27 protein-coding genes and 2 pseudogenes are annotated in these 26,061 nt (G+C 70.2%); 11 read left to right on the top strand and 18 right to left on the bottom strand.

The window, feature by feature from the left end; genetic code table 11:
• Positions 1-71: 71 nt before the first annotated feature.
• Positions 72-803 (top strand): hypothetical protein, encoded by a 732-nt coding sequence (locus ACZ5ID_RS08290; RefSeq protein WP_406556869.1) that lies wholly within the window; start codon positions 72-74, stop codon positions 801-803.
• Here the strand turns inward: ACZ5ID_RS08290 and ACZ5ID_RS08285 are convergent.
• The 6 genes from ACZ5ID_RS08285 to ACZ5ID_RS08260 form a co-directional block, all read right to left on the bottom strand.
• Positions 769-2,046: a cytochrome P450 gene (locus tag ACZ5ID_RS08285; RefSeq protein ID WP_468894633.1), complete on the bottom strand. Its 1,278-nt coding sequence runs from the start codon at positions 2,044-2,046 to the stop codon at positions 769-771. The genes ACZ5ID_RS08290 and ACZ5ID_RS08285 overlap by 35 nt on opposite strands.
• A gap of 63 nt (positions 2,047-2,109) precedes the next feature.
• Positions 2,110-2,595, bottom strand: a complete 486-nt coding sequence (locus tag ACZ5ID_RS08280; protein ID WP_468894631.1) for a GerMN domain-containing protein — start codon at positions 2,593-2,595, stop codon at positions 2,110-2,112.
• On the bottom strand, positions 2,592-4,046 hold the full coding sequence (locus ACZ5ID_RS08275) for an ATP-binding protein (protein ID WP_468895081.1): 1,455 nt from the start codon (positions 4,044-4,046) through the stop codon (positions 2,592-2,594). The genes ACZ5ID_RS08280 and ACZ5ID_RS08275 overlap by 4 nt, the downstream gene beginning before the upstream one ends.
• Positions 4,046-4,726: a response regulator gene (locus ACZ5ID_RS08270; RefSeq protein ID WP_468894630.1), complete on the bottom strand. Its 681-nt coding sequence runs from the start codon at positions 4,724-4,726 to the stop codon at positions 4,046-4,048. Before ACZ5ID_RS08270 ends, ACZ5ID_RS08275 begins: the two co-directional genes overlap by 1 nt.
• 49 nt (positions 4,727-4,775) lie before the next feature.
• Complete coding sequence (gene murJ, locus ACZ5ID_RS08265; protein WP_468894629.1) at positions 4,776-6,398, bottom strand: murein biosynthesis integral membrane protein MurJ; 1,623 nt, start codon at positions 6,396-6,398, stop codon at positions 4,776-4,778.
• Entirely contained in the window at positions 6,395-7,552 is a 1,158-nt protein-coding gene (locus ACZ5ID_RS08260) for a lipid II:glycine glycyltransferase FemX (protein ID WP_468894627.1), read from the bottom strand. The genes murJ and ACZ5ID_RS08260 overlap by 4 nt, the downstream gene beginning before the upstream one ends.
• A 224-nt stretch (positions 7,553-7,776) precedes the next feature.
• Here ACZ5ID_RS08260 and ACZ5ID_RS08255 point away from each other — a divergent pair, with 224 nt between their 5' ends.
• Together ACZ5ID_RS08255 and ACZ5ID_RS08250 are read left to right on the top strand one after the other, a co-directional pair.
• Positions 7,777-9,000 carry a L,D-transpeptidase gene (locus ACZ5ID_RS08255; RefSeq protein WP_468894625.1) on the top strand — a complete coding sequence of 408 codons (1,224 nt, stop codon included), beginning with the start codon at positions 7,777-7,779 and terminating at the stop codon, positions 8,998-9,000.
• Between the two features lie 10 nt (positions 9,001-9,010).
• Positions 9,011-9,255, top strand: a pseudogene (locus ACZ5ID_RS08250) (acyl esterase); the annotation flags it as partial.
• Positions 9,256-9,290: 35 nt separating this feature from the next.
• Here the strand turns inward: ACZ5ID_RS08250 and ACZ5ID_RS08245 are convergent.
• The 8 genes from ACZ5ID_RS08245 to pcaDC all read right to left on the bottom strand — a co-directional run bounded on the left by ACZ5ID_RS08245 (position 9,291) and on the right by pcaDC (position 15,960).
• On the bottom strand, positions 9,291-10,163 hold the full coding sequence (locus ACZ5ID_RS08245) for an amino acid ABC transporter permease (protein WP_468894623.1): 873 nt from the start codon (positions 10,161-10,163) through the stop codon (positions 9,291-9,293).
• Entirely contained in the window at positions 10,160-10,804 is a 645-nt protein-coding gene (locus ACZ5ID_RS08240; RefSeq protein WP_468894621.1) for an amino acid ABC transporter permease, read from the bottom strand. The genes ACZ5ID_RS08245 and ACZ5ID_RS08240 overlap by 4 nt, the downstream gene beginning before the upstream one ends.
• A gap of 8 nt (positions 10,805-10,812) precedes the next feature.
• Complete coding sequence (locus ACZ5ID_RS08235) at positions 10,813-11,718, bottom strand: glutamate ABC transporter substrate-binding protein (protein WP_468894619.1); 906 nt, start codon at positions 11,716-11,718, stop codon at positions 10,813-10,815.
• A gap of 19 nt (positions 11,719-11,737) precedes the next feature.
• A complete protein-coding gene (locus ACZ5ID_RS08230) occupies positions 11,738-12,481 on the bottom strand; it encodes an amino acid ABC transporter ATP-binding protein (protein ID WP_468894617.1) in 744 nt (247 codons plus the stop codon).
• A gap of 155 nt (positions 12,482-12,636) precedes the next feature.
• Positions 12,637-13,071, bottom strand: coding sequence for a DUF6278 family protein (locus ACZ5ID_RS08225; RefSeq protein WP_468894615.1), 435 nt, complete (start codon positions 13,069-13,071; stop codon positions 12,637-12,639).
• 84 nt (positions 13,072-13,155) lie between these two features.
• On the bottom strand, positions 13,156-13,935 hold the full coding sequence (locus ACZ5ID_RS08220; RefSeq protein ID WP_468894613.1) for an exodeoxyribonuclease III: 780 nt from the start codon (positions 13,933-13,935) through the stop codon (positions 13,156-13,158).
• Positions 13,936-13,965: 30 nt separating this feature from the next.
• Positions 13,966-14,604, bottom strand: a complete 639-nt coding sequence (locus ACZ5ID_RS08215; protein ID WP_468894611.1) for an MBL fold metallo-hydrolase — start codon at positions 14,602-14,604, stop codon at positions 13,966-13,968.
• 42 nt (positions 14,605-14,646) lie between these two features.
• Positions 14,647-15,960: a bifunctional 3-oxoadipate enol-lactonase/4-carboxymuconolactone decarboxylase PcaDC gene (gene pcaDC, locus ACZ5ID_RS08210; RefSeq protein WP_468894609.1), complete on the bottom strand. Its 1,314-nt coding sequence runs from the start codon at positions 15,958-15,960 to the stop codon at positions 14,647-14,649.
• Positions 15,961-15,975: 15 nt separating this feature from the next.
• Between pcaDC and ACZ5ID_RS08205 the strand changes: the two are divergent.
• From ACZ5ID_RS08205 to ACZ5ID_RS08175, 7 genes and pseudogenes are all read left to right on the top strand, one after another.
• A pseudogene (locus ACZ5ID_RS08205) lies at positions 15,976-16,416 on the top strand (TraM recognition domain-containing protein); the annotation flags it as partial.
• A 379-nt stretch (positions 16,417-16,795) separates the two neighbouring features.
• Complete coding sequence (locus ACZ5ID_RS08200) at positions 16,796-17,113, top strand: hypothetical protein (protein ID WP_468894607.1); 318 nt, start codon at positions 16,796-16,798, stop codon at positions 17,111-17,113.
• A 99-nt stretch (positions 17,114-17,212) separates the two neighbouring features.
• Positions 17,213-18,085, top strand: a complete 873-nt coding sequence (locus tag ACZ5ID_RS08195) for an adenine nucleotide alpha hydrolase family protein (RefSeq protein ID WP_468895079.1) — start codon at positions 17,213-17,215, stop codon at positions 18,083-18,085.
• The gene (locus ACZ5ID_RS08190; RefSeq protein WP_468894605.1) at positions 18,082-19,317 is read left to right on the top strand and encodes a DNA cytosine methyltransferase; all 1,236 of its coding nucleotides are present in this window, start codon (positions 18,082-18,084) and stop codon (positions 19,315-19,317) included. The genes ACZ5ID_RS08195 and ACZ5ID_RS08190 overlap by 4 nt, the downstream gene beginning before the upstream one ends.
• On the top strand, positions 19,317-20,429 hold the full coding sequence (locus ACZ5ID_RS08185) for a DnaB-like helicase N-terminal domain-containing protein (protein ID WP_468894603.1): 1,113 nt from the start codon (positions 19,317-19,319) through the stop codon (positions 20,427-20,429). The genes ACZ5ID_RS08190 and ACZ5ID_RS08185 overlap by 1 nt, the downstream gene beginning before the upstream one ends.
• Positions 20,430-20,485: 56 nt before the next feature.
• Complete coding sequence (locus ACZ5ID_RS08180) at positions 20,486-21,880, top strand: SPDY domain-containing protein (protein ID WP_468894601.1); 1,395 nt, start codon at positions 20,486-20,488, stop codon at positions 21,878-21,880.
• Positions 21,877-22,314 (top strand): DUF3592 domain-containing protein, encoded by a 438-nt coding sequence (locus tag ACZ5ID_RS08175; RefSeq protein ID WP_468894599.1) that lies wholly within the window; start codon positions 21,877-21,879, stop codon positions 22,312-22,314. Before ACZ5ID_RS08180 ends, ACZ5ID_RS08175 begins: the two co-directional genes overlap by 4 nt.
• Positions 22,315-22,441: 127 nt before the next feature.
• On the opposite strand, the gene ACZ5ID_RS08170 is transcribed toward ACZ5ID_RS08175, so the two are convergent.
• The 4 genes from ACZ5ID_RS08170 to ACZ5ID_RS08155 all read right to left on the bottom strand — a co-directional run bounded on the left by ACZ5ID_RS08170 (position 22,442) and on the right by ACZ5ID_RS08155 (position 25,272).
• Positions 22,442-22,588 carry a peptidase inhibitor family I36 protein gene (locus ACZ5ID_RS08170; RefSeq protein ID WP_468895077.1) on the bottom strand — a complete coding sequence of 49 codons (147 nt, stop codon included), beginning with the start codon at positions 22,586-22,588 and terminating at the stop codon, positions 22,442-22,444.
• 9 nt (positions 22,589-22,597) lie between these two features.
• A complete protein-coding gene (locus ACZ5ID_RS08165; protein ID WP_468894597.1) occupies positions 22,598-22,852 on the bottom strand; it encodes a peptidase inhibitor family I36 protein in 255 nt (84 codons plus the stop codon).
• Positions 22,853-23,497: 645 nt separating this feature from the next.
• Complete coding sequence (locus ACZ5ID_RS08160; RefSeq protein WP_468894595.1) at positions 23,498-24,031, bottom strand: GNAT family N-acetyltransferase; 534 nt, start codon at positions 24,029-24,031, stop codon at positions 23,498-23,500.
• A complete protein-coding gene (locus ACZ5ID_RS08155) occupies positions 24,022-25,272 on the bottom strand; it encodes an XRE family transcriptional regulator (RefSeq protein ID WP_468894593.1) in 1,251 nt (416 codons plus the stop codon). Before ACZ5ID_RS08155 ends, ACZ5ID_RS08160 begins: the two co-directional genes overlap by 10 nt.
• 239 nt (positions 25,273-25,511) lie before the next feature.
• Between ACZ5ID_RS08155 and ACZ5ID_RS08150 the strand changes: the two genes are divergently transcribed.
• On the top strand, positions 25,512-25,934 hold the full coding sequence (locus ACZ5ID_RS08150) for an ATP-binding protein (RefSeq protein WP_468894592.1): 423 nt from the start codon (positions 25,512-25,514) through the stop codon (positions 25,932-25,934).
• Positions 25,935-26,061: the final 127 nt, after the last annotated feature.

Genomic DNA, 26,061 nt, shown 5'->3' with positions numbered 1-26,061 from the left:
TAACGCCGCTCCCGCCGTCTCGTCAGGACCGTCTCGAACACCGCGTCGCGTGGCCGCTAGCATGCGCGCCCATGAACGACGACGTACGCAACATCGTGCTCGGTGTGGTGGCCGCGGGCATCAGCGCCGCCCTGGGCTGGCTCACCCGGACCTACCTCTGGAAGCGCAGGCTCCGCCGCAAGCAGGACTTCTTCGGGTTGCCGACCCACTCCGAGTGCCTGCTCGTCGTCAACCGGGACGCGGGCGCGGAGGGCGCGGTGCACCGGTTCGACGTGTTCGCACTCCTCGAACTCGCCTCGCTCATCAAGGACTGCGGGGCGCACGCCCGGATCGTCCAGCACGACGCGACCCAGCAGGGCTTCGGGGTCCGCACCGAGTTCTGTGTGGGCGGGCCCTACTCCAACCGCCGGATGGCCGCGCATCTGTCCGCGCTGCTGCCGGGCGTCACCATGAACGTGGACACCGAACCCGTTCCCGAGCGGGGCGCGTTCACCATCGGTGGTGAGCAGTACCGGGTGGAGGGCGGGGTGACCGAGTACGTCATACTCGCGCGGGTCACCGCCGGCCAGGGGCAGCGGCCCGTGTTCCTCTTCTGCGGGCAGCGCGCCATCACCAACCAGGCGGCCACCCGCTATCTCGCCCGCAACCACGAGAAGCTGGCCCGCAAGCACGGCGACGGCACGTTCTGTCTGCTGCTGAAGGTCGTCAACTCCCTCGCCTACGGGCCGGACGTGGTGGAGGTCGTCGCGGACGTCACCCGCGCCGCCCTCACCGCCCCGCCGGCTCCAGCGGCAGCGACTTGATCCCGTTGACGAAGTTGGAGACCAGCCTGCGCGGCGGCCCGGCGAGCGCGCAGACGGGCAGCAGCCGCAGCGCCTCCTCGTGCAGCACCCGCAGCTGGAGGCGGGCGAAGTGGGCGCCGAGGCAGACGTGCGGACCGTCGCCGAAGGAGACGTGCGGGTTGGGGGTACGGGTGAGGTCCAGGCGGTGGGGGTGGGCGAAGACGCGCTCGTCGTGGTTGGCCGAGGCGTGGAAGACCACCACCTTCTCGCCCGCCCGCACCCGCTGCCCCGCCAGCACGGTGTCCCGTACGGCGGTGCGGCGGAAGGTGAGCACCGGCGGGTGCCACCGCAGCAGTTCCTCCACGGCGCCGTCGACGCCCGCCGTGCCGGCGCGCAGGGCGCGCTGGGCGGCCGGGTGCTCGGCCAGCGCCAGGAAACCGCCGGGCGCCGCCGCGCGCACGGTGTCGTTGCCCGCGACCGTCAGCAGGAAGAAGAACATCTCCAGCTCGGCGTCGGCCAGTTCCGAGTGGGCGAGCGCGGTCATCACGTCGTCGCCCGGCTCGCGTCGCTTGTACGCGGCGAGCTCCTGGGCATAGCCGAACATCTCGCGCAGCATCGCGGGTGAGCGGGGGTTGACCGGCCGTCCGTCGGGGCCGAGCACCGGCGGCTCGTCCGGGTCCTGGTAGCCGATGACCCGCTCGGTCCATTCGAGCAGTAGCCCGCGGTCGCTGCCGGGCACTCCGAGCAGGTCCGCGAGGTTGAGCAGCGCGTAGTCGTCGGTAACCTCGGTGACCAGGTCGAACACCCCGTCCTCGGCGCCGTCGCGGGCCGCGCCGAGCAGGGTGCGGGCCCGGGTCCGTACCGCCGCCGCGAACCGGTCGACGCGGCCCGGGGTGAAGGCGCGGCTCACCAGGCGGCGCAGCCTGCCGTGGTCGTGGTGGTCCGTGCGGCCCGGCACCGGTGCGGAGCCGGGTGCGGGGTCCTGGTTGAGCATCATGCGCCGGATGAACGGCAGGTCGTCGGGGTCGGGGTCGCGGATCTGGGTGGCGCCGAGCGCGGAGGAGAAACCGGCCGCGTCCTTCAGTACGCGGACGACGTCGGCGTGGCGGGTGACCGCCCAGAAGCCGGGTCCGGCGGGCCAGCCCAGGACCTCGTACTCCTCCTGCCAGGCCACCGGGTGCCGCTCGCGCAGCTCCCGGTAGTCGTCGTGGGGCGGCCCGGCGGCGTACCGGCGCGGGTCGAAGACGTCCGGCAGATCACTCATCGCACCAAGGTGACGCCCACCGGCGCCGTCGACAAGACCGCCCCTCGGGAGCCCGGCTCCGGCTCAGAACGGGCACTTCGCGGGAGCGAGCTCGCCGTCGGTCCCGGCCACCGTCACCGACACCGACCTGCTCGGCACCTGGGTGACGGCGTGCGCCGCGGTGCACACCAGCTGTTGGCGGGCGCCGGCCGGGAAGTCGCGCACGGCGCGCTCCAGCCGGATGTCGACGTTCGCGCCCTCACTGCTGACGGCCATCGCCCCGTAGTAGTTGGGCAGCCCGGTGCTCAGCCCCGCGTCCTTCTCGGCCTGGGTGGGGCCGTTCAGGAGCAGCGCGACGGCGCTGCCCGGTGACTGTTCCCGCTGCCCGGGCCGGACCACCGGCAGCACTCCGCCAGGGCCCTCGAAGTACAGGGTGACGCCGCCGGGGACGGTGGGTGTCGCCCGGACGTAGGCGGGGTCGCCCACCTCCACGACGTCGGTGGAGCGGATGCCGCACCCGGTGGCGAGGAGCAGGGCGGCGCACAGGGCGGCGAGCCGGGCCGCCCTCACGACGGGCTCCCCTCGCCCGGCGGGCGCGCCGGGAGCTCGACGGTGAACACCGCCCCGCCCGAGGGCCCGTTGGCGGCCCGGACGGTGCCGCCGTGCAACCGGACGTTCTCCAGAGTGATCGCGAGACCGAGCCCGCTGCCCGCCGAGCGGGTGCGGGCGGCGTCGGCCTTGTAGAACCGGTCGAAGATGTGCGGCAGCACGGCGGGGGCGATGCCGGGGCCGCCGTCGCTCACCTCGGTCACCACCCGGTCGCCGTCGGCGCGCAGCACCACCCGGACCGGGGCGGTGCCGTGGCGCAGCGCGTTGCCGACGAGGTTGGCGACGACGACGTCGAAGCGCCTGGGGTCCAGCATGGCCCGTATCCCCGGCGGCAGGTCGACGGCCACCCGCTCCTCCCAGCGCCTGCGCTGGAGGGTCTTGGCGATCGTCTCGGCCACGTCGACCTCGTCGAGGTTGAGCTCGGCGGCCTTGGCGTCGAAGCGGGAGATCTCCATCAGGTCGTCGACGAGGGTGGCGAGCTTGTCGGTCTCGGTGGAGATCAGCCGGACCGCCGCCGCGGTGTCCGGGTCGAGCCGGCCGGCGTCCTCGTCGAGGACCTCGGTGACGGCGAGCATCCCGGCGAGCGGGGTGCGCAGCTCGTGCGAGACGTCGGAGGCGAATCTGCGCGCCCTGGCCTCGGCCTTCTGGAGCTCCTCGACGGACCGCTCCAGCGCCCTGGCCGACTCGTTGAACGTCCAGGCCAGATCGGCGAGTTCGTCCGAGCCCTTGACCTCGATACGGGTGTCCAGGCGTCCCTTGCCCATGCTGCTGGCGGCCCGCCGCAGATCGCGGACGGGACGCAGCACACTGCGGGCGGCGAGCAGCGCGGGCACCAGGGCGACGGCGAGCGCGGGCAGCGCGCCGTCCCGGGCGGCGGTGACCATCGCCTGGACGTTGTCCTCCTCGGTGGCCAGCGGCATCACCGCGAACACGGTGAGCCCGGTGGGCTGCGCGGGCTGCACTCCCTCGTCGCCGAGCATCACGGGCATGCCCACGGTCAGCCAGGGCTGGCCGTCCTTCACCACCCGCTGGAAGGTGCCGTGCGGATTGGCGCGGGCCCGGCGCCGCAGGTCCTCGGTGAGGACACCGGACGTGGTCTGGCTGACGTTGGAGGCGCGCAGCGAGCCGTACTCGGCGAAGACGTACCAGGGGTGCGGCTTGCCCTGGCGGCCCACCGCGAGGCTGAGTTCGCGCAGCGAGGTGCGGGTCATCGGCAGCTTCACCGTCTGCGCGCCGATCTGGTCCCGGAGCTGGGCGACGGCGGTGTCCTGGGCCTGCTGGAGGATGACCGAGCGGGCCTCCTGGTAGATCAGGGTGGCGGTGGTGCCCGCGGCGATGGCGGCGACCAGGAGGAAGGCGGCGATCAGCCGGGCGCGCAGCCCGAGGCGCCCGGCCCGCAGACGCGCGCGTATCACCGCAGCGGGCCGAAGCGGTAGCCGAAACCGCGGACGGTCTGGATGTAGCGCGGGCTGCCGGCGGTGTCCTCGATCTTGTGGCGCAGCCGTCGGACGCACGCGTCGACGAGCCGGGCGTCGCCGTGGTAGCTGTGCTCCCACACCGACTCCAGGAGCTGCTGGCGGCTGAAGACCTGCTCGGCGTGGGCCGACAGATGCAGCAGCAGCTTCAGCTCCGAGGGGGCGAGCGCCAGGCGCTCGCCCGCCTTGGCGGCGGTGAGACCGGCCCGGTCGAGGACCAGTTCGCCGTGGAACTCCAGACCCGGGCGCCCGGGCTCGGTGAGCCTGCGCAGCACGGCCCGGATGCGGGCCTCGATGACCTCGGTACGGGCGGGTTTGACGATGTAGTCGTCGGCGCCCGCCTCCAGGCCCACCACCACGTCGAAGTCGTCGCCGCGCGCGGTGAGCATGATGATCGGCAGCTGGCTGGTCTCGCGTATGCGGCGGCAGACCTGGACGCCGTTGATGCCGGGCAGCATCAGGTCCAGCAGGACCAGTTCGGGCTGGAAGGTCCTGAGCGCGGCGAGCCCCGCCTCGCCGGTCTCCGCCGCGCGCACCTCGTGGCCGCGCCTGCGCAGCCCGAGCTCGACCCCTTCCCGTACGGAGGGGTCGTCCTCGATGAGCAGCACGCGTGGCATGAGCGTCAGTATCCCAGCAGTCTCGTGTGTCCCGGGCGGGTGAGGTGTCTCAGCGCTTGCGTCCGCCGCGGAGCTTGCCGAGCACGTCGTTGATGCCGTCGAGCCGCAGCGGCCGGGCGAGCAGGGCGACGGTCACGAGCAGCACGGCGGCTCCGGCCCCGGCCCCGGCGAAGTAGCCGAGCGGGTCGGCCGCGCGGGCCGCCGCCCAGCCGAGCAGCGCCGCCGGGGCGCAGCCCAGGAGCAGCCGGACGTGGGTGGTCAGCGCGGGCGAGCGCAGCAGTCCGGCGCCGCCGCCGAGCCTGCGGTCGAGGGTGTAGGCGGTGAGCGCCCAGCCGGCGAACAGCGCCAGCGAGTACGCCCCGGCCATCCCGGTGACCGCCCAGCGCGCGGGCAGCAGCACATAGGCGAGCGCGGACAGGCCCGCGTTGCAGCCGGCGATCACCAGGTTGAGCAGGAACGGGGTGCGGGTGTCGCCGAGCGCGTAGAAGCCGCGCGAGAGCACGTACTGCCCGGAGAAGGCGATGAGCCCGGGCGCGAACGCCATCAGCATCCCCGCCATGACCTCGACGTCGGCGGGGCTGGTCCTGCCGTACCCGAACACCACGCCCATCAGCCAGGGCGCCAGCGCGAACAGGGCGCAGGCGGCCGGGACGATCAGCGCGGCGCTGGTGCGCAGACCGTAGGACAGGTCTCGCCGCACTCCCGCCGGGTCCCCGTCGGCCGCGGCCCGGCTCATCCGGGGCATCAGGGCGGTGAGCAGCGAGACGGTGACGATGCCGTGCGGGACCACCCAGAGCATGTACGCGTTGGTGTACGCGGTGTAGCCCGCGCCCTTGGCGTGCTGGGCCGCGGTGGTGGAGAGCCGGGTCACCACCCAGTACGCCAGCTGGTTGGTCAGGACCAGCAGCACCAGCCAGCCCGCGGAGCGCAGTGGGCGGGTGATGCCGCTGCCGCGCCAGTCGAACCTCGGCCGCCAGCGGAACCGGGCCGCGCCCAGCGCCGGGACCAGCGCGAGCGCCTGGACGGCTATCCCGGCGGTGGTGCCCCAGCCCAGGATCCGGGTGTCGGTGGCGCTCAGGGTGTCGCCGGAGGTTCCGGCGGTCACCAGGTACAGGCCGAACACCGCGATCACGACGAGGTTGTTGAGGACGGGCGTCCACATCATCGCGCCGAACCGGCCGCGCGCGTTGAGGACCTGCCCGAAGAGCGTGAACAGGCCGTAGAAGAGGATCTGCGGCAGGCAGTAGCGGGCGAAGGCGACGGTGAGGTCGCGCTGGGCGCCGGTGTAGTCGGTGTAGAGGTCGACGACGCGCGGTGCGGCGAGTACCGCGAGGGCGGTGAGGGCGGCCAGGGCGGCGGTGCAGGCGGTGAGCAGCCGGTCGGTGTAGGCGGCGCCGCCGTCGTCGTGCTCCTTGGCGGCGCGGACCAGCTCGGGCACGAAGACCGCGTTGAGCGTGCCGCCGATGAGCAGGGTGTAGAGGATGGTGGGGATGTTGTTGGCGACCGCGAAACCGTCGCCGACGAGCTGGACGCCGAGTGCGGCGGCCACCACCGCGGAGCGGACGAAACCGGTGGCGCGCGAGACGATGGACCCCGCGGCCATCACCGCTCCGCTGCGGGCCAGGGACGGCTTGGCGGCGTGCCGGGGCGCCGTTCTGACGGGGGCCGTCACCGGCGCGCCAGATAGGCCTGGAACGCGCGGTGGAGCGCGTGGTTGGCGGTGCCGCTCATCGGTGTCTCCCACTCCCCCAGTGTCTCGACCACCTGGCCGCCGGTGCCGAGCTTCCAGCGCAGCAGACCGAACGGGCGGTCCTGTGGATCAAGAGTGGAGGGTACCCCGCGCATGTCGTACACCTGAGCGCCCAGCGCGTGGGCGTCCAGCATCATCTGCCACTGAAGGGCGTTGCTGGGGCGGACCTCGCGGCGGTGGTCGGCGGAGGCGCCGGTCTGGTACCAGACCCGCCCGCCGGTGGAGATCATGGTGTGGGCGGCCAGCACCTCGCCCCCGTGCACGGCGAGGTAGAGGCGCATCCGGCCGGGGTGTTCGGCGTTGAGCGCCGCGTACTGGCGCTCGTAGTACGCCAGCGAGCGGCCCAGCCGGAAGCCGTCGCGCTCCTCGGTGATCCGCAGCAGCCGGTAGAACTCGGGCAGGTCGGACGCGTTCCCGGTGACGACCTCGACGCCCGCCTTCTTGGCGGTGCGCACATTGCGGCGCCACTCCTGGTTGAGCCCGGACCACAGCTGCTCGGGGGTGCGCCCGGCCAGCGGCACCTGGAAGACGTAGCGGGGCTGGGCGTCCGCGTCGCCGCCGTCCCCTCCGCACCGCCGCCAGCCGCGCGCCCGCAGCCGTTCGGCCACCGCGCTGCCCAGCGAGTCGACCTCGGTGGCGAGCACGTCGCCGACCCTGCGGCCGGTGCCGGTCGCCGACTTCAGCAGGGCGGCGTCCCAGCGCCGGTACGCGGGTGAGGGCCCGATGCGTACGGCGAAGGCGCCCGCCCGGCGCAGATGGCGCAGCAGTGGCTGGAGCCAGCGGTCGATCTCGGGGTCGGCCCAGTCCGCGACCGGTCCTTCGGGGAGATAGGCGAAGTATTTCCGGGTGCCCGGGAATTGCCGGTAGAGCACGAGGGCGGCGCCTTTCAGCTCACCGCCGCCGAGGTGCCAGCCGACCCTCTCCGCGGACCACTGGTCCTTCACCTCGGCCCAGGAGGGGTGCTGGAGAAAACTCACGCCGGAGCGGGCCGCCAGAAAGGACCGGTACTCCGCGACGGAGAGACCGCGCACGTGCAGGTCCTGGTCGCGGTCTCCGGTCACGAGCAGTGCGGACACGTGAGTGACCTCCCAAGTACGCCCCGCGATCGGTTCCACGGGGATGCACAGGATGCTCACAGCAGTCCATGACCGCGCCGCGCGGCGCATGTGACCGGACGGTGACAGTTCCTCTGCGGTCCTTGTCACAAAGCGAATCCCGGAGATTTCCGGCCCTTTGCGCAACCTAGAGTCGAGTGACCGACTCTCTCCTACGGAGAAGCATTGCTACGGAGGTTTTCCAGTTGAGCCGCATACGCCGCCACATCCCGCTCCGCCGCCGACCCGTCCGTAACGCCGTCATCGCCGGCACCGCGGTCCTCGCCGCCGCTCTGAGCGCCTGCTCCGGCGGGTCGGGCGGCTCGGACGACGCCAAGGGCGGCGCCGACATCGCGGGCGCCAAGAAGGCCGAGATCGCGGTCAATCTGACGGGGCAGCAGGCGAAGGCGGGCGAGCCGGTCAAGGTCACCCTGGCCGGGGGCAGGCTCCAGCAGGTCACGGTCACCGACGGCAAGGGCGGGACGCTGGCGGGGAAGATATCCGCCGACGGCAGGACCTGGACCTCGGACCGGAACGCCGCGCCCGGCACCACGTACGCGGTGGAGGCGAAGGACGACAAGGGCTCGTCCGCCAAGGCCGGTTTCGCGACCGCCGCCGCGGACAAGGTGAACAAGCTGGCGCTGGCGCCCGGCAAGGACACCACGGTCGGTGTCGCCCAGCCGCTGTCGATCGTCTTCGACCACCCGGTGAAGAACAAGGCGGCGGTGGAGAAGCAGCTCAAGGTGACCACCTCGGACAACACCGTGGGGTCCTGGGGCTGGATGGAGGACTACTCCGGCAAGTCCCGGGTGGACTGGCGGCCCAAGGAGTACTGGAAGCCGGGCACCAAGGTCACGCTCCAGGCGGACCTCAACGGCGTCGACTCGGGCAGCGGCTGGTTCGTCAAGGACTACAAAACCGGCTTCACGGTGGGCCGGAACCAGGTCGTCAAGGTCAGCCTCGACAACCACCACCTCAAGCTGTACCGCGACGGCGCCGTGGTCAAGGACATCCCGATATCGGGCGGTACGCCCGGCGGCGACAAGGCGTCCTGGCGCGGCAAGGCCGTCCTGATGGCGAAGGAGGGCACGATCAACATGAACTCCGAGACGGTCGGGCTCGGCAAGACCTACGACAAGATGGTCGACTACTCGATGCGTCTGACCTGGTCCGGGATGTACGCCCACGCCGCTCCCTGGAACGACGCGTTCTTCGGCAACACCAACCACAGCTCCGGCTGCATCGGCATGAGCGACGCCAACGCCAAGGAGCTGTACGGCATGGTGCAGCCCGGCGACCCGTTCGAGATCACCGGCGAGGACGCCAAGGGCACCCAGGCGGTCAACAACGGCTACGGCGAGTGGAACCTCGGCTGGGAGCAGTGGCAGGCCAAGAGCGCCCTGAACGGGGCTTCGACCACGGCCGGCTAGAGCCGCCCCGCACCCCGCGGTCACCCCCGCCAAGGAGAGCGGCACCCCCGTCGCGTCTGTACGACGTGGGCCCGCTCGGCCTCGGCAAGCCGGCCGGCAACGCCCCCTGCACCTTCCACGGCAAGACGCCCGGCACAGGTGGTGGACACCGTCGACCCGCTCTGCATCGAGCACAACCCGACCGGCGCGCAGCTGACCTTCTCCCCGCCCGCGTCAGATCCGTCGTCTCTGACGGTCCCTCTCCGCGAGGAGTGATCACCGGCTGCTGCCGGGTGGGCCTTGCCCCCTTGCTACTGCGCACCTGGCAGCAGCGTCCCTGGTTCGGCCGGGGCGACATCCACGGCCTCCGTCTTGGGATTGCGCTTCTGTCTCCTGGCCATCCAGGTGGCGAACCAGGAGAGCAGCATGCACATCCCGATGTAGATCGGTGAGATCACCATCACCACGGGGATGAACGGCAAATCGTAGTCGAGATTCGAGGCGATGAGCTTCCCCGCGTGCAGGAACTCCTCATACGTGATCAGAAAACCGAGCGAGGTGTCCTTCAGGGCGACCACCAGCTGGCTGATGATGGTCGGCATCATCGCGCGGATCCCCTGGGGGACCAGCACGTACGTCATGACCTGCGTCTTGCGCATCCCGAGCGAGAATGCCGCCTCCTTCTGGCCGCGTTCCACGGAGTTGACGCCGGAGCGGAACACCTCGGCGAGCACCGAGCCGTTGTAGAGCGTCAGTCCGGCCACCAGCGCCGGCAGGGGCTGAACCTTCAGCGCCACGAAGATGAAGAAGATCATGACCAGGACGGGCATGGCGCGGAAGAACTCGACCAGCAGCGTGGCGAGCCAGCGCACCGGCCGGTGGTCGGAGAGGCGCCCGGTGGCCAGGACCGCGCCGAGGAGCAGGGAGAACAGCGCGGCGAACCCGAAGGCCTTGAGCGTGTTGCCGAGTCCGCGCAGCAGCAGCCGCTGGATTCCCTCGTACTCGAAGGGCGACCACTTGGTGGTGGTGAACTGGTCGGTGTCGAACAGCAGATAGACGACCCAGCCGAGCAGGGCGAGGATCAGGGCGGTGGAGACGACCCCGTAGAGCAGGTGCCGCTGCCGGGTGTTCGGGCCGGGGATGTCGTAGAGGGCGGTGGCCCGCGTGGACGGCTGTGCGGTCATCGGACGACTCCCCAGTACTTCTCCATGAGGTTGAAGACGACGCTGATGGCGAGCGTGATGATCAGATAGCCGACGGCGATCCAGATGAAGGTCCAGACGATGTCGTAGCCGAGCTCGCTGAGCGTCTTGTACGTGCCGAGCAGCTCGGTGACGCTGAACGCGCCCGCGATGGCGGAGTTCTTGGCGAGCGCGATGAGGGTGGAGCCGACCGGCGGGATGACCGAGCGGAAGGCCTGCGGCAGCACCACGGCGGAGAGCGTCTGGCCGAACGTCATCCCCAGGCTGCGGGCCGCCTCGCCCTGGCCGGTGGGGACGGTGTTGATGCCCGAGCGCAGTGCCTCGCAGATGAACGCGGAGGTGTAGCAGCCGAGCGCGAGCACCGCGAACAGCTTGAAGGGCAGCACCAGACCGAAGCGCGGCAGCCCGAGGAGCACGGCGAAGAAGAGCAGCGTGAGCGGGGTGTTGCGCAGCACGTTCACCCAGACGGTGCCCAGCGCCCGGAAGGAGCCGACCGGCGAGACCCGGAAGGAGGCCATCAGGAAGCCCAGCACCAGCGCCAGGGCCGAGGCGTAGACGGTGAGCTCGACGGTGCCGAGGAAGCCCTTGCCGTACAGCGAGAAGTTCTTGGTCAGTACGTCCATGCGGGACCTCAGCTCGCCGGGTAGCGGTCGATGGGCGGGACGGGCGCGGCCTTGCGTCCCGACAGGCCGAGAGTGGCGTCGTAGGCCTTCTGCCAGTCGCCGTTCTTCTCGTGGGCCGCGAGGGCGTCGTCGAGGGCGAAGCGCAGGGCGTTGTCGGCGCGCGGCACCCCGACGCCGTAGGGCTCCTTGGAGAACGGCTTGCCGACGACCTTGAGCTCGTCGGGCACCTTGGCCGCGTAGCCGCTGAGGATGGTGTCGTCGGTGGTGACGGCGTCGACCTGGAAGGTGAGCAGGTTGTCCACACAGACGGAGTACGTGTCGTACGCGACGAGATCGGCCTTCGGGTAGTCCTTCTGGATGCGCTGGTACGGGGTGGAGCCCGCGGCCGAGCAGACGCGCTTGCCGTTCAGGTCCTGCGGCCCGTCGATGTCGTCCTCGTCGGTGCGCACCAGCAGGCCCTGGCCGGCCATGTAGTAGGGCCCGGCGAAGCCGACCAGCTTCTTGCGGTTGGCGTTGATGGTGTAGGTGCCGACGTAGTAGTCGACCTGGCCGTTCTGCAGGGCGGTCTCGCGGTTGGCGGAGGCGATCGTCTTGAACTCGATGGACTTCGGGTCGAAGCCGAGGGAGGCGGACATCATCTTGGCGATCTCGATGTCGAAGCCGGAGTAGACGCCGGTGGCCGGGTCCTTCTCGCCCATGTAGGGCTGGTCCTCCTTGGCGCCGACGACCAGGTGGCCGCGGTTCTTCGCCCGCCGCCACACCGTCGAGCCGGGCAGTGAGAAGCCGGTCACGACCCGGTAGCGGGGCAGTCGGTCGGGCTGCGGGCCCTTGACCGGCGGGCTGCCCGACTTGCCGCACCCGGTGGCGGCCAGGACCAGCGCCAGCGCGGCGAGCGCGCGTCGCGTACGCGTCATGGTTGCGTCCACTCCCCGTTCAGTGCTTGAGGATCTTGGAGAGGAAGTCCTTGGCCCGGTCGCTGTGCGGGTTGGTGAAGAAGTCCTCGGGGGTGCGGTCCTCGACGATCCTGCCGTCGGCCATGAAGACGACGCGGTTGGCGGCGGAGCGGGCGAAGCCCATCTCATGGGTGACGACGACCATGGTCATGCCCTCGCGCGCCAGCGACTGCATGACTTCGAGCACCTCGTTGATCATCTCCGGGTCGAGCGCGGAGGTGGGCTCGTCGAAGAGCATGACCTTCGGGTCCATGGCGAGCGCGCGGGCGATGGCGACGCGCTGCTGCTGGCCGCCGGAGAGCTGCGCGGGGAGCTTGTCGGCCTGGGAGGCGAGGCCGACCCGGTCGAGGAGTTCGCGCGAGCGCTGGTCGGCCTCGTCCTTCTTGCGTCCGCGGACCTTGATCTGAGCGAGGGAGACGTTGGCGAGGACGGTCCGGTGGGCGAAGAGGTTGAAGGACTGGAAGACCATGCCCACTTCGGCGCGGAGCGCCGCGAGTCCCTTGCCCTCTTCCGGCAGCGGTCTGCCGTCGATGGTGATGGACCCCGACTCGATCGTCTCCAGGCGGTTCATCGTCCGGCAGAGCGTCGATTTGCCCGACCCGGACGGGCCGATGACGACCACCACCTCCCCGCGTCCGACGGTGAGGTTGATGTCCGTCAGGACGTGCAACTTCCCGTAGTACTTGTTGACGTCACGCAGCTCGATCAACGGATCGACGGCCATACACGGTCCTGCCCACTCATCGCTGTGTCGAGGTCAGCGCAAACTATCCAGCCGGGAAAGGCACTTCATCTCGACACGCACGAAGAGGACATAAACCGTATTTTGGGTTACTGGCGAGTTGGGTTCCCCGGTACGGGGGAACGGGGGCGCGACGGTCAGACCTCGGAGGCCTCCGCGTAGATCTGCGAGAGCTCGGGCGTCCCGCTCGCCGCCCACTCCGTCCCCGCGCCCACCACGTCGATCTCGCGCCCCGAGACGAGCCGCACCACCGGCCGGCCGCCCGGCCACACCTGCCAGGAGGCGCCCTCGACCGTCCGTACGAGCACCGTGCCCAGATAGAGGCCGGCGTCGTTGCCCAGCCCCGGCAGCTCCTCCGGGTCGTCCCGCCAGCGCGGCGGCAGCTGGTCGAGCGCGGCCAACGAGGCCGGGCTGTCGTCCAGTTCGAGCCCGGCCTGCTGCGCCCGGACCCGGAGCAGCTCGCACTCCGCGAGCAGCTCCCCCACACCCTCCGGATCGGTCTGCACCGCCTCGGCGAGCACCGCCGTCCGCTGCGAGCCGTGCCGCTTGCGCCAGTTGTCCAGGATGTTCATGACGTCCAGCGTCCCACTGGCACAGACCCGCGCACCACCGGCACGCGGGGTGTGATTCTCAGATCTCCGGGCGGGGTGTGATTCTCAGATCTCCAGGTCGACGACGACCGGGGCGTGGTCGGACGCGCCCTTGCCCTTGCGCTCCTCGCGGTCCACATAGCTGTCCTTGACGGCCTTGGCGAACGGGCTGTTGCCGTACACCAGGTCGATGCGCATGCCCCGGTTCTTGGGGAAGGAGAGCTGGCGGTAGTCCCAGTACGTGTACGGACGGTCGTACTTCAGGGGGCGCGGCACCACGTCGGAGAGACCGGCCTCGCGCAGCGCGGCGAGCGCGGCCCGCTCCGGCGGGGTGACATGGGTCTGGCCCTCGAAGAACGCCACGTCGAACACGTCCTCGTCGGTGGGGGCGACGTTGAAGTCACCGAGCACCGCGAAGGGCCGCTCCCCCGCCGTGTCCTGGGCGACGGCCGCCCGCAACGCCTCGAACCAGGCCAGCTTGTACGCGTAGTGGCCGTGGCCGACCTCGCGGCCGTTCGGCACGTACACCGACCAGAGGCGGACTCCGCCGCAGGTCGCGGAGACGGCGCGGGGCTCCAGGGTCCCCTCGAAGCCGGGGTCGCCGGGCAGGCCCCGCACCACGTCCTCCAGGCCGACCCGGGAGACCAGCGCCACTCCGTTCCACCGGCCCGTGGCGTGCACCGCCGACTCGTAGCCCAGCTCGCGGAGCTCGGCGGCGGGGAAGCCCTCCTCGGTGGTCTTGGTCTCCTGGATGCACAGCACATCCGTGCCGGTGCTCTCCAGCCAGGCCAGGAGACGGGGCAGCCGGGCGGTGATCGAGTTGACGTTCCAGGTCGCGATGCGCATGCGGAACAGCCTAACGGCGGGGTACGACAGTCACAGATCCGTCGACTCCCCCGGGCTCAGCCGCGCGTGGTCGGCGCCGCCCAGATTGCCCAGGTGGGTGTCGTAGATCGGCCGGGCCAGGTCGGTCAGGAGCGCGTCGTGGACGTCGATGGCCCGGCGCGGGGCGACCTCCCGTACGTACTCGATCACCTCGGAGATCTTGCTCCACGGCGCCTGCACCGGCAGCATCAGCGTGTCCACCGGCCGGTCCGGGACGGTCAGCGCGTCCCCGGGGTGGAAGAGCGAAGCGTCCACCAGGAAGCCGACGTTGGTGATCCTCGGAAGGTCGGGGTGGATCACCGCGTGCAGCTCGCCGTGGACCTGGACGTCGAACCCCGCCGCACTGAAGGCGTCGCCGTGCCCGACGGTGTGGACCCGGCCCGGGAAGGCCGCGGAGATCTTCTCCGCGACGCTGCGCAGGGTCCAGATCTCGGCCGCCGGATTGCGCTCCAGAGCGGTGCGCAGCCGGTCCTCGGCGAAGTGGTCGGGGTGCTCGTGGGTGACGAGGACGACGTCCGCGCCGAGCGCGGCGTCCGCCTCGCTGAAGGCGCCGGGGTCGATGACCAGCGTCCGGCCGTCCTTCTCCAGCCGGACGCAGGCGTGGGTCTTCTTGGTCAGCTTCAGACTCATGCCCCCATCCTGCTACGGCGGGGGCCGCCGCGCCCGGACCGCTCAGGGCTGCGGGGTGGTCTCCTCACGGATGACCGCGGCGGCGGCCCGGAAGGCCGCGCCCGCCGCCGGCAGGCCGCAGTACACGGACGTCTGGAGCAGCACTTCCCTGATCTCGTCGGGGGTGAGCCCGGCCCGCAGCGCGGCGCGGGTGTGGGCCGCGACCTCGTCGAGGTGGCCGCCCGCCACCAGCGCGGCGAGCGCGACGACGGCCCGGGTGCGCCGGTCGAGCCCGTCGCGGGCCCACACCTCGCCCCAGGCGCAGCGGGTGGCGAGCTCCTGGAAGGCGCCGGTGAAGCCGTCGGCGTCGGCGGTCTCGGCGTCCACGCGCGCGTCCCCGAGGACCTCGCGCCGCAGCTTCATGCCCCGCTCGTACGGGTCGGGGCGCTCCTCGGCCACGGCGCCCGGGGCGGGCACGGGCTCGGCGGCCGTGGGGACGGGCACGTGCAGGGTGTGCGGGGCCGGGGCCCGCGGCGGCTGCGGGACGGCGGCGACCGGGGCGGCCGGGACCGGGACCGGGACTGCCGGGAGCGTCTCGTGCCAGGCGGTAGAGAAGTGGTGGACGAGCAGATCGGTGACGGCGGCGGGCTGCTCCACCGGCGCCAGGTGCGCGGCGCCCGGCACCACCGCGAGGCGCGCGTCGGGCACCCCGGCGACCAGGACGCGCGCGTCACCGGGCCCGGTCACCCGGTCCTCGGCGCCGACGAGGACCAGCGTCGGCACGCCGATACGGGCGAGGTCGGCGCGGATGTCGAAGGCGGCCAGCGCCTCGCAGGCGGCGATGTAGCAGCCGGGGTCGGTGGTGCGGACCATCTGGACGGCCCACTCCACGATGGCGGGCTGCGCCGCGGCGTAGGCGGGCGTGAACCAGCGCTCGGGCGTGCTGCGGGCGATCGGGTCCATCCCGTTGCTGCGCACGACCACACCGCGCTGGCGGAACTCGTCGGCGGTCCCGAACCGGGCGGAGGCGGCGACCAGCGCGAGCGAGGCGAGCCGCTCGGGGTGGCGCAGGGCCAGGTCGGCACCGACGGCGGCGCCGATGGCACTGCCCGCGTATCCGAAGCGCCGGATGCCCAGCTCGTCGAGGGTGGCGATCAGCCGGTCCCCGAGCTCGGCGACCGAGACCGCCGGGAGGGCCGGGGCGCCGCCGTGCCCGGGCAGATCGAAGCGCACGATGCGCCAGCTCCCCGAGAGCTCGGGTATCTGGCGGTCCCACATGTGCCATGTGGTACCCAGCGAGGGGCCCAGGACCAGGACCGGAGCGTCTTTTGGCCCGTCAGAGCGGTATTGCAGGGTGTTCGTCAGTGTCTCGCTCACCCGGCTGACCCTCTCATCTCTCACTTGCAGTCCTACCGTCAGGGGCAGAAGGTCTGGGGGGACGCGGGCATGGACGCCATGTGGTCCGCCTCCACCATCAAGGTCATCGGGTCCGGCATCGACGACCCCGACTTCGCCGACAAGCTCTCCCGTCTGATCGGCGACCACGACGTCGAAACCACCTCCACCTCGCACTCCGACTCCGGCAAGAGCACCTCCGTCTCCATGCGCCAGGAGCGGATCCTGGCCGCCGACGCCATCCGCGCCCTGCCCAAGGGCACCGCGCTCTGCTTCGCCACCGGCCTGCGCGCGGCCATGCTCGACCTGCGCCCTTGGTATCTCGAACCCGGCGCCGACGAGCTGTCCGCTGCCTCCGCCCGCGCGTCGAAGGGCATCACCGAGCGGGCCGTCGCCAAGGCCGCCCCCCACCAGTCCGACTACGACACCGCCGCGTAGCCCTCCCTGCTCCACGGGCAGAACCCGAACCAGGATCCGCCGTCGTACGACCCGGCCCGTCCACTCCTGAAGCCCCCCGTTGCCTAAGCACTCTGGGCCGGCACCTCGCACAACTGTCGTCCGGGCCTCGTCACTCCGCACGGCTGCACTTGCTCCCCCATGCATCCCTCGAAGCCCCCGCACGTCGTTTGAAGAGAGACATCCCATTCCTGACCTTGTCGACTTCTCCCGCAATCTGGCGGCCAGACTGCCCGGCCACTGGGCCGCAGACGTCCAGCACCACAACGCCATCGCCGATCGTTTCGAACGCACTGCCCGTGTCTGGACGCCCAGCAGCGCACGGCCGTCCCTCGCCGCCTTCCACCGCCTGGAGGACGCCGTGCTCACCGGCCCGGACGGGCTCCGCCTCTACCTCCTGGGCCATCGCACCAGCCGCATTCTGGTCTGCCCCGTGATCCCCGACGGCCTCCACGAGGACCTCACCGACCGGATGAGCGCCCCACCGTCCGTGGCCGTACCCGCCGAACCGGCGCGGGCTGCCTGGCGCATCACCGACCGCCTCATCCCCCACTACATCGCAGCCACCGCACAGGCCCGCCGGCCCAGCCCCGCCCGCACCGCACCTACGGCGTCGCGCTGCCCGCTGCCCCGCATGACCGCTGCGTCACCTCGCGACGCGGGCCGAACACTGCGCTGACTCGCCTTCACTCCCGCCTCCCCGCCGCAAGGATCACCCATTTCCACAACCCCCGCATTCACCGCAATTTCGCTCGGTGCTGGAGTGCAGTCCAGCGCCATGCTCGCCCTGTCAGCCAAGGGCGTTCTCCCCCGTGTCGATTACGCGATATTCGCCGATACCGGATGGGAGCCGCAGGCCGTTTACCGGCATCTGGACCGACTGGAGCGGGACATAGCCGCACCCGCCGGAATCCCCATCCTGCGCGTCTCGTCCGGCAACATTCGACAAGACGCACTCGACCCGCATCACCGCTTCGCTTCCATGCCCTTGTACATCCTGAACCAGGACGGCAAGCCCGGCATGACCAGGCGTCAATGTACTGGCGAGTACAAAATAAAGCCATTGAAGAAGCAGGTGCGCGAACTCCTCGGATACCCCTATCCCGTGCGCATCCCGAGAGACGTTTTCGTGGAGCAGTGGGTCGGCATTTCGACGGATGAATTCCACCGGGCCAAGGACTCGGACGTCAAATACATGCGCAACCGGCACCCTCTCATCGATATGGGCTGGTCGAGGGCCGACTGCATCAAATACCTGACGTCCCTCGGCCTGGCGGATACACCCAAATCGAGCTGCCTGGGATGCCCTTTCCACGGAAACGCGCAGTGGAGGTCCATCCGGGACTCCTCGCCGCAGGAGTGGGAGGACGTGGTGGCTTTCGATGCGGCCATCCGGAAGGGCAACGCGCGCGCCAACGCGAGCGGCAACCGGCTGCTGGGCGAGGCATTCCTGCACCGCTCACGCGTGCCGCTCGACCAAGCGCCGATCGATCACGTCACCGCCGCGGAATGGGCAGCCATGCAGCAGGAACTCGACGACAGTGAAGCCGACGCCCAGGCGCTGGAGGACGGTGTGGTCGACGGTTGTTCCCCGTGGGCCTGCCGCGGTGAAGCCGAGCCGGTTCAGGACGACTTCGGACTGGCCTCTTGATACTTGATCTGTTCGCCGGGCCCGGCGGATGGAGTCAGGCCCTGGCCATGCTCGGCGCACGGGACGTGGGCCTGGAATGGGACGCATGGGCGTGCAAAACCCGTGCGGCGGCAGGGCGGTTGACGATCCAAACCGATGTCGCGGCCTATCCGTTGTGGCCGTTCCTCGGCCGGATCACCGGGCTGATTGCTTCACCGCCCTGTCAGGCGTGGTCAATGGCCGGCAAGCGCCTCGGGCTCCTCGACCAGCCCCTGGTCCACCAGGCCGTCGCCGACCTCGCCCGGGGCTTCGACACCCGTGCCAAGCTCCTGGCCGCCTGCCGGGATCCGCGGAGTCTGCTCGCCGCTGAACCCATGCGCTACCTGCACGCCTTCCACCAGCACGGCCAGCCGGAGTGGGTCGCGATGGAGGAGGTCCCCGACGTCCTTCCGCTGTGGCGCCAGTACGCGGCGATCCTTCGGGCCTGGGGGTACTCGGTCTGGACCGGGATCCTCAACGCCGCCGACTACGGGGTCCCGCAGACCAGGCGACGGGCGATCCTGCTCGCCTCACGTACACACACCGCCGAGCCCCCGCCGGCCACCCACGCCAAACTCGCCGAGCCCGAGACGCTGTTCGGGCCGGGCCGCGCCCGCTGGATCTCCATGGCCGAAGCCCTCGGCTGGGGCGCCACCGACCGCCCCGTTCCCACCGTGTGTGCCGGCGGCGGTCCCGGAGGGGGGCCCGAGCCGTTCCCCTCCGGCTCCCGCAAGACCCTCAGCGACGCCCGCGACCGCGGTACCTGGAAACCGCAAAGGCCCGCCAACTCCGTTCGGTGCGAAGCGCATTGTCCGGTGGAGAAGACCGACCGTCTCCCTCACCCTGCCGTGGGCACGGCACCGGCGTGGCGCTGGAGTCTGCGCAGCAACAGCCAGGCCAACGCCACGACCCGCACCCTCGACCAGCCGGCCGGGACGCTGTTCTTCGGCCACCGTGTCAACGAATGCGTGTGGCAGGCCGAACCCATTGCCCCCGCGACGCCGGGCACCGTCCGCGCGCCTGATCCGATCCGGATCACCGCCGCCGAGGCCGGCATCCTTCAGACCTTCCCCGCCGACTACCCCTGGCAGGGCAACAAGGGCCAGGTCTTCAGCCAGGTCGGCAACGCCGTCCCGCCCCGACTCGCAGCCCACCTGCTGGCCCCGCACCTCGGGAAAACCCTCACCCCCGACGACTTCACCCTGGCCGCCTGATGCCCCACCCCCTGCCCGACGAGAACGACAACCTGGACGACCTTCCCTCGCCCGTGCACTACGTCGAACAAGCCCTGCTCGGCGCCCTCCTGCTCGACCCGCACCGCCTCAACGAACTCGGCCCCCTAGATCCGGACCACTTCTCCCAGCACGCGCACAGCGAACTGTTCCGCGCGATGCGCACGGTGCCGGCCCCCGACGCCGAGCAGCACCGCACCAGCCCTGCCTGGCTGAACACCGTCCTGGACGCGGCCCGTCCCCACGCCCCCGGACTGACCGTCTCCTACCTGCACCTGCTCATCCAGGTCTGCCCCTGGCCCCAACACGCAGCCATGTACGCCCGGATGATCCGCGCCGACCACGCCCGCCGCAGCCTGCGCCTCCACGCCGAACGCCTCGCCCAGAGCGCGATGGACACCACCCTGCCCCACCGCGCGAAGGACACGATCCGCCAAGCCGACGCCCTAACCCGGTTCCTCGACGATCTCGCGGGCCGCTTCGCCCCGCACGCGGGTTCTGTGCCGCGCACCGCGCTGCCACCGCCCCCGGCCCGGGACACCAGCGAGGACGCCCTCGACGAGGAACGCCTGCTGATCGCCACCGCGACCGCCCACCCCGCCCAGGCCGGCCAGATGCGCTGGCTTGTCCCCGAGGACTTCGCGCTCCCGGTGCACGCGACGCTGTGGCGATGTGTGGCCGCGCTCTCCCATCGCGGCGATCCGGTCGACCCGATCACGGTGCTCTGGGAAGCCCAGCACCGCGGCCTCCTCGTACAGAGGATCGCTCCTGCGGATCTGCTGGCCCTGCTGTCCACGCCGGTCGGCTCCCCGGAGCACTGGGGCGAGAAAGTCCTTGAGCGTGCCCTGCTCAGCCGCGCACAGAGCGTCGCCACCACCATCGCCGCCTTCACCAACGACCCCGCCAACAGCCCCCACCAGCTCATCACCGGCAGCCGGCGGGCGCTGGCCGACCTGACCGCCGTGCGCTCCCGCTGGCAGCAGGCCACCAGCCGGGCCGCGCCGCGCACCGCCCGCCCCGCCCGCACCCCCGCTGCTCCTCGGGCCGGTCCGCCACCGCGGACCGCCCCGCTCCCCCTCCGAGTCACTCGCTGAAACCCCCTGTCCGGGCCGACCTCCACGTCGGCCCGGACCGGCGAAACGAGCCCGCCATGCCCGACACAGCACCCGACGCCCACGTTCTCCTCGCCCTGCACCCCCAGCACCCCAGCGCCGTCGTCGCCACCCTCACCGGCAGCACACTCCACACCGCCCGCGCCACCCTCGCCTCGGAAGGCTTCCAGCCGGTCACCAAGACCACGATGCTCCTCGTCCGGATCGACCACGAGGAGCCCTACTACGCCAACATCACCGCAGGTCTGCTGCGCGACGCCGGCATCCCCGTGGAGATCACCGAGCCGCTCCGGGAGGAGATCAACACCGAGTGGACCTGGGCGAGCCACCCGATGACCTGGCTCAACCGGGATGAGATCCGGCTCGTCTCCGCCGAAGCCCAGAAGATCCACGACGACATCGCCTCGGGTTTCCTCACCCTCCACCTCCACGCCCACGACGGTCACACCACCGTCGCGGTCGGCACCTACCGGCACGCCGACAGCGTCCATCTCCACGGCGAGGACCATCTGCGGGTCGTCAGCGGCTCCTACGACACCCCCAGCGAAGCCATCGCCGACTTCGAGCGCCTGTACGGCGCCGCCGTCCGCCCCGGCCCGCCTCCACCCACCGACACAGAACGGCATGCCGCCCAAGCTCTCGCCGGCACCTCAGCGTCGGAGGCAGCCACCGCCGCTGACACCGACCCCCAGGTCGAATCGCAGGCACCGAAGACGGAGCTGGTACCGGTGTACGCCGCCGACCCCGGCGACCATGAAGCCCTCTTCGACGACTTCCTCAACTCCCAGCCCGCCTGGGAGAAGTACCGCCCGTACGACGAGACCACCATCGCCAGCCACGAATCCCTCACCCTACGCGTGGAGTTCGAGCACGAAACCGGGCCGCGCGACATCAACTGGACCGTCGCAGCCTACGAGACCCCCGTGGGCGACCGCCTGTGGCACAGCACAGCCACCGCCTCCACGCCGACCGCGATCATCAGCGCACTGCTGGACACGGTCACCACCGAGGACGTCTGGGGCCGCGGGCCGTCCACCCGCGTTACCGAGGCTCACATCGTCAAGGTGACCCGTCCGCTCGCGGATGCGGGCTGGAAGCAGTCCATTCACGGGCGCTACATCGCCTGGGAGGCCCCCGGCCCCGAAAACGGCGGCATGCTCTTCGATGCGCTCGACGTCCAAAAGGCCGACGGCTCCCTTCCCATATGGACTTTCTGGGGCGGCCACGCCGCCCACCAGCCCGTCTGGGCACTCCGATTGTCCACGCACACACCGATGACCCTGGTGCACAACATCGCCTTCGAAATGACCGAGGGCCATGGAAGCCGCCTCGTATATCCAGCTACTCGCGGCCCAGTGCGTCGCACCGCACAAGCCCCAGCACGGGTAGCAGCAGCGCCACAGGCCGTCCACCTTCCCGGGCGCAGTCGATGAGCCTCAACCCGGTAGAAACGACGATGTTCTGGGTCGGCCTCACCATCGTGGCCGCCTTCGGAATGCTCTGCTTCTCCCTTTCGCGCCGGTTGATCTGCCGCCTGCGCTCCGTCACGAGCGGCATCGCCGTCGAAGGCCGCTGCATCCGCCGATACTCGTCAGAAGGCAGCGAAGGCAACACCTCCTGGCACCACGTCCATGCCTTCACCACCCTCGACGGGCAGTACGTCGAGTTCGAGGAAGATGCTCTGCTCCTCGAACCGGGCGACACCGTCACCGTGCGGTACCGGCCCAACAACCCCGCACGGTCCGCCACGGTCATGGGTCAAGGCGGCACCTGGTCACCCCTGTTCGGCCACCTCTTCTGCGTCCTCATCACCGGGGCCTTCACACTGCTGGGCACCCTGTTCGTGTGCCTGAGCTTCGGCCGGTAGGACAGCAAGGCGACATGCCCGGCCCGGCGTTACGTTGCGTATCCGGGCGACGCCACGCGAGACGGGCGAGTTCACGGAGAGGACTCGCGCGGCGCCACGCCGCCTTCGGCAGGCGCATGCCCTCACATCAGTCATAGACGCAACTGCTGATACCGGCTGGCAGCTGGCGGTATGAACTCACCCGGTTGCGCCAGGAGACGGGGAGGTTCACTTTGGCCCCGGCTGCGATGCGCACGTAGTTTCCACCGTAGTCCTTGTCCCAGTAGACACAGATGTTCCGCGTTCAATTGTTCACCACGGAGTTGGCCCGGTCATTCCATCCATACTCGGTCAGATTTGCGTTGTACTTGGGCTCGTTGCAGTCACTGTAGATGTCACCGACGGCGTTGTTCCCGTCCCACATGCACCAGGTGGCACGAGGACAGTCCGACCACGCGTCCGGTCCGGCGGGTGACTGCTGAACGGCCGCGGCAGTACCGCCTGACCGTAGGACGACGGTCAGCACGACGGTGCCTAGTGATCCGGAAATCCTGTTCATCCGACTCACACCCTTTCCGCGTGGCCCTACGTGCCGGGAAGCTGTCTGCAGGCCCTTGAGTAAGATGCCTTCCCCATCTCGGGGTCGACACCGACTTCACCGAACATCTCTGCCACCAACACACAGCAACCAAGCCGCGAGATCAACGTCGCCGCTTTCTCCCACCCCGGCGGAAGCCGGCCGCGTCGAAGCCCTGTGCTCCGGCCCCACCGCCTGGATCGAGGGTCGCTCCCCCGTCGCAGCGGACGAAAGGCCGCCTGGTGGCTCACGCCACCGTGGGGATGACCCGTCCTTACCTAGAATGATCTGTGTGGGCGCGGTGCACCCAGAGCTCGCGAGCACCAGCCTGCTTGCCGACATCCGGCGGGGTCGGGTAACAGCACCGCTCGCCCCCGGCGAGCGCCAGGCCATCGTCCTGCGGTACTGCGCCGCCCTCCCCGACGCGGAGGTGCCGCCCTCCAGAGAGTGACTGACCGAGCTGTGCGGTACCGGCCGGAACGAGGCGTTGGCAAGGTCGCCGCCCATCTGAACGGCCGCGAGCACATCGACGGCTACGACCACGCGGGATTTGGCCGTGAGTATGGCTCCGTTCTCGTATGGGAGCGGGGCAGCCTCGTGGCTGCCAACTTTGCAGCCACCTACGAGTCATGCCAGCAGCGGACCAGAAGATGAGAGTGGCTTAACCATGATCGTGAAGACGGGCGAATCCTCAAAGGGCTTCTGCGTGCCGACCTTTTCGTATTTCCAGGTCTCATAGAGGGCCTGTACTTTCGGATGCGTTGTGTCGACCAGGAGCGTCGCGAAGTCATCGTCGCGGCTGTCCACCAGGGCTTCATGGAGCTTCGTGGAAACACCGGTTTTGCGCCACTTCTCCATGACCATCAACTCTGAAAGAGCGAAGACCGTCGCCTCAGGCGGTACGGACCCGGGGCGTTCCGACCCCTTCCACCATCCACCGGGTTCGAACGTCGCGCCGTAGGCGAAGCCTGTAGGCGCCCCCTTGTCGAACCCCACGACGCATGACCAGCTGTCCTTGCTGCTCCAGTGGTCCACGAACCAGGCGAAGCGTTCCCTCTCGTGGAAGCGGTCCTCGCCGCCGTCGTAGACAGCGTCGTGCATGTCGAGGAGCATCTCCCGGATGTCGGCAGCACCCTTGCGCGTGTAGGTCTTCAGATCCATGCCTGTGCCCTCTCTGCCCAGTCCAGAACACTGGACTCCCTTGTCCCCGACGACACCACGAGCTTGCGCACGTTCGCCAGGGTGTCGGTCGTGCGCTTCGAGCCGCGAACCTTGGTCAGGAGGCCGGCAGCTCGGTTCGCCGTGCAGCAAGCCTGCTCCAGGTCACCTTGCTTGGCCTGCGCCAGGGACAAATGCGCGGTGTAGTAAGTCCGGTTCCGGAGGAGGTCCGGACGGATGGCGCCTAGGGCACGGTGCAAGTGGTACTCCGCACGCTCGGGTTCGCCAAGCCGCAGCCACACAATCGACGTGAGGCCGTCGAGTTCGGCCTCGTCGTAAAACGTGATCCAGGGGGGCCGCTCCACGTCCAGGTGGCGGCCGAACGAGCGTTCCGCGGAAGCGAGGGCCCTCAGCGCGGTGCTGCGTTCGCGGCTTCCTGCGTAGGCGTGGGCATTGCGCATGTGTGCCAGAGATGCGTACAGCGGGTCCTTCTTCGCGATGGTCAGGCTCTTTGCCGCGTCTGCCGCTGCGGAGACCTCGGCGTAGTCCTTACGCTGTCCGGCCACCATCGCCAGGTGGTTCCATACGTGGTACTGCGTCTCGCTGTCTCCGGACAGGCCGGCGAACGTGACCGCGGTGTCCAGGTGGTTGCGGGCACGGGTACGGGCTTGAGCGTCGATGGCGGCGAAGGCCGCCGAGCATGTGACGTCCGAGGCAAGGCAGTAGAGCTTCGTCCGCACCCAGGCCGAGGCGCCTCCCGCGGCCAGTGACGACTTGATTCGCATGGCCAGTTCTACGGCGTGGTTCTCCACTTGCTGGGCACCGCCGAGCGCTTGGTCATCCGTGACGATCTCGGCGTACTCGGCACGGAAGCGGTTCACGTCGCTCTGACCGAGGCGGGGACGCGCGGCGCCCGTGGTGAGTGCGACGGCGGTCCCGGTGGCGGCGGCGAAGAGAGTACGACGGTACATCGGGTCCTCCGGTGGTGCTTGTGCTGCCTTCTTGGCCCGGGGAACGAAGCCCAGGTCGATAGCTGAACGACCTAGTACCTTCTCGACGCACAACCGCTGCTTGGCCTGCGGCCATTGAGTCTTGCCGTCCAGCCACCTGCGGATGTCCCGGTCAGTGACGTGGCCTTCTTGCCCCGTCAGGGCACCGATCTCCGTGTTGATGCGCCGGGCTAACTCCGCCTGCCCTATCCGGCAGGTGTCCATAGCCGCAGCGAGCTTGCGGTTCTCTCCCACAACCGCAAGGTAGCGGCGCGGCCATCAGGGGCAACACCCCGAAGGTAAAAATCACCGGGGTCACCCCTTCGGCATCTGAAGGAATCACCTGTCGTGGGAAAAGCAGCGGCGGTACACTGGTCTCTCGCCACCACCGCCGCCGCAGCGAAGAGGCGCCACCCCCGGTGCTCGCTGCATGGAGAAGTGCGGCCGGCCTTCCCCCGGTAAAGGCCGGCCGCTCCACCCCGGAGGGAAGCCCCGTGACCGTGACAGCCGCCCGACCGACTGGGACAGGTCCCGCCGGTTACGCCGAGACCTGGCCGTGCGAGCCGGAGACCGCCTACCGTGCCCGCTTGCTCGTCTCTTCCGCCCTCAACGCGTGGGGAGCGGACGAGCTGGTTGACGCTGGGACGTACATCGTCTCCGAACTCGTCGCCAACTCCATCAACCACACCCCTTGCCGCTTGGTTCGCGTCAGCATTCATCGGCCGAGCACCGGCGTGGTCCGGATCGGTGTCAGCGACAAGTCTCGTCTCACGCCCGAGCTGGGGCACCCCAGCGACGGCCAGGAGGGCGGGCGCGGACTGCTTCTGGTGGAGGCGATGAGCTGGCGTTGGGGCTACGACCGAACGCCGTGGGGAAAGGTCGTCTGGGCGGAGCTTCACGAAGGCGGACGCGCCTGATGGCCAAACACGCGAAGCGGCGTACAGCGTTCTCCCTTGTTCCCCTCGGGCTGCGCGGTCTGGCCGAGAGCCGCGAGCGGGGTTCATCCTGGGTGTACCGCCTCCCTGAACGGGGATTCGCCGCCTG

Source organism: Streptomyces sp. NPDC031670, assembly GCF_055580545.1.
This window is presented reverse-complemented; position numbering and strand designations above follow the sequence as displayed.

Coding starts and splice junctions, on each gene's coding strand:
- ACZ5ID_RS08290 (WP_406556869.1), top strand. CDS start 72: ATGAACGACGACGTACGCAACATCGTGCTCGGTGTGGTGGCCGCGGGC.
- ACZ5ID_RS08285 (WP_468894633.1), bottom strand. CDS start 2,046: ATGAGTGATCTGCCGGACGTCTTCGACCCGCGCCGGTACGCCGCCGGG.
- ACZ5ID_RS08270 (WP_468894630.1), bottom strand. CDS start 4,726: ATGCCACGCGTGCTGCTCATCGAGGACGACCCCTCCGTACGGGAAGGG.
- ACZ5ID_RS08245 (WP_468894623.1), bottom strand. CDS start 10,163: ATGACCGCACAGCCGTCCACGCGGGCCACCGCCCTCTACGACATCCCC.
- ACZ5ID_RS08240 (WP_468894621.1), bottom strand. CDS start 10,804: ATGGACGTACTGACCAAGAACTTCTCGCTGTACGGCAAGGGCTTCCTC.
- ACZ5ID_RS08235 (WP_468894619.1), bottom strand. CDS start 11,718: ATGACGCGTACGCGACGCGCGCTCGCCGCGCTGGCGCTGGTCCTGGCC.
- ACZ5ID_RS08230 (WP_468894617.1), bottom strand. CDS start 12,481: ATGGCCGTCGATCCGTTGATCGAGCTGCGTGACGTCAACAAGTACTAC.
- ACZ5ID_RS08225 (WP_468894615.1), bottom strand. CDS start 13,071: ATGAACATCCTGGACAACTGGCGCAAGCGGCACGGCTCGCAGCGGACG.
- ACZ5ID_RS08220 (WP_468894613.1), bottom strand. CDS start 13,935: ATGCGCATCGCGACCTGGAACGTCAACTCGATCACCGCCCGGCTGCCC.
- ACZ5ID_RS08215 (WP_468894611.1), bottom strand. CDS start 14,604: ATGAGTCTGAAGCTGACCAAGAAGACCCACGCCTGCGTCCGGCTGGAG.
- ACZ5ID_RS08195 (WP_468895079.1), top strand. CDS start 17,213: ATGCTCGCCCTGTCAGCCAAGGGCGTTCTCCCCCGTGTCGATTACGCG.
- ACZ5ID_RS08185 (WP_468894603.1), top strand. CDS start 19,317: ATGCCCCACCCCCTGCCCGACGAGAACGACAACCTGGACGACCTTCCC.
- ACZ5ID_RS08180 (WP_468894601.1), top strand. CDS start 20,486: ATGCCCGACACAGCACCCGACGCCCACGTTCTCCTCGCCCTGCACCCC.
- ACZ5ID_RS08175 (WP_468894599.1), top strand. CDS start 21,877: ATGAGCCTCAACCCGGTAGAAACGACGATGTTCTGGGTCGGCCTCACC.
- ACZ5ID_RS08165 (WP_468894597.1), bottom strand. CDS start 22,852: ATGAACAGGATTTCCGGATCACTAGGCACCGTCGTGCTGACCGTCGTC.
- ACZ5ID_RS08160 (WP_468894595.1), bottom strand. CDS start 24,031: ATGGATCTGAAGACCTACACGCGCAAGGGTGCTGCCGACATCCGGGAG.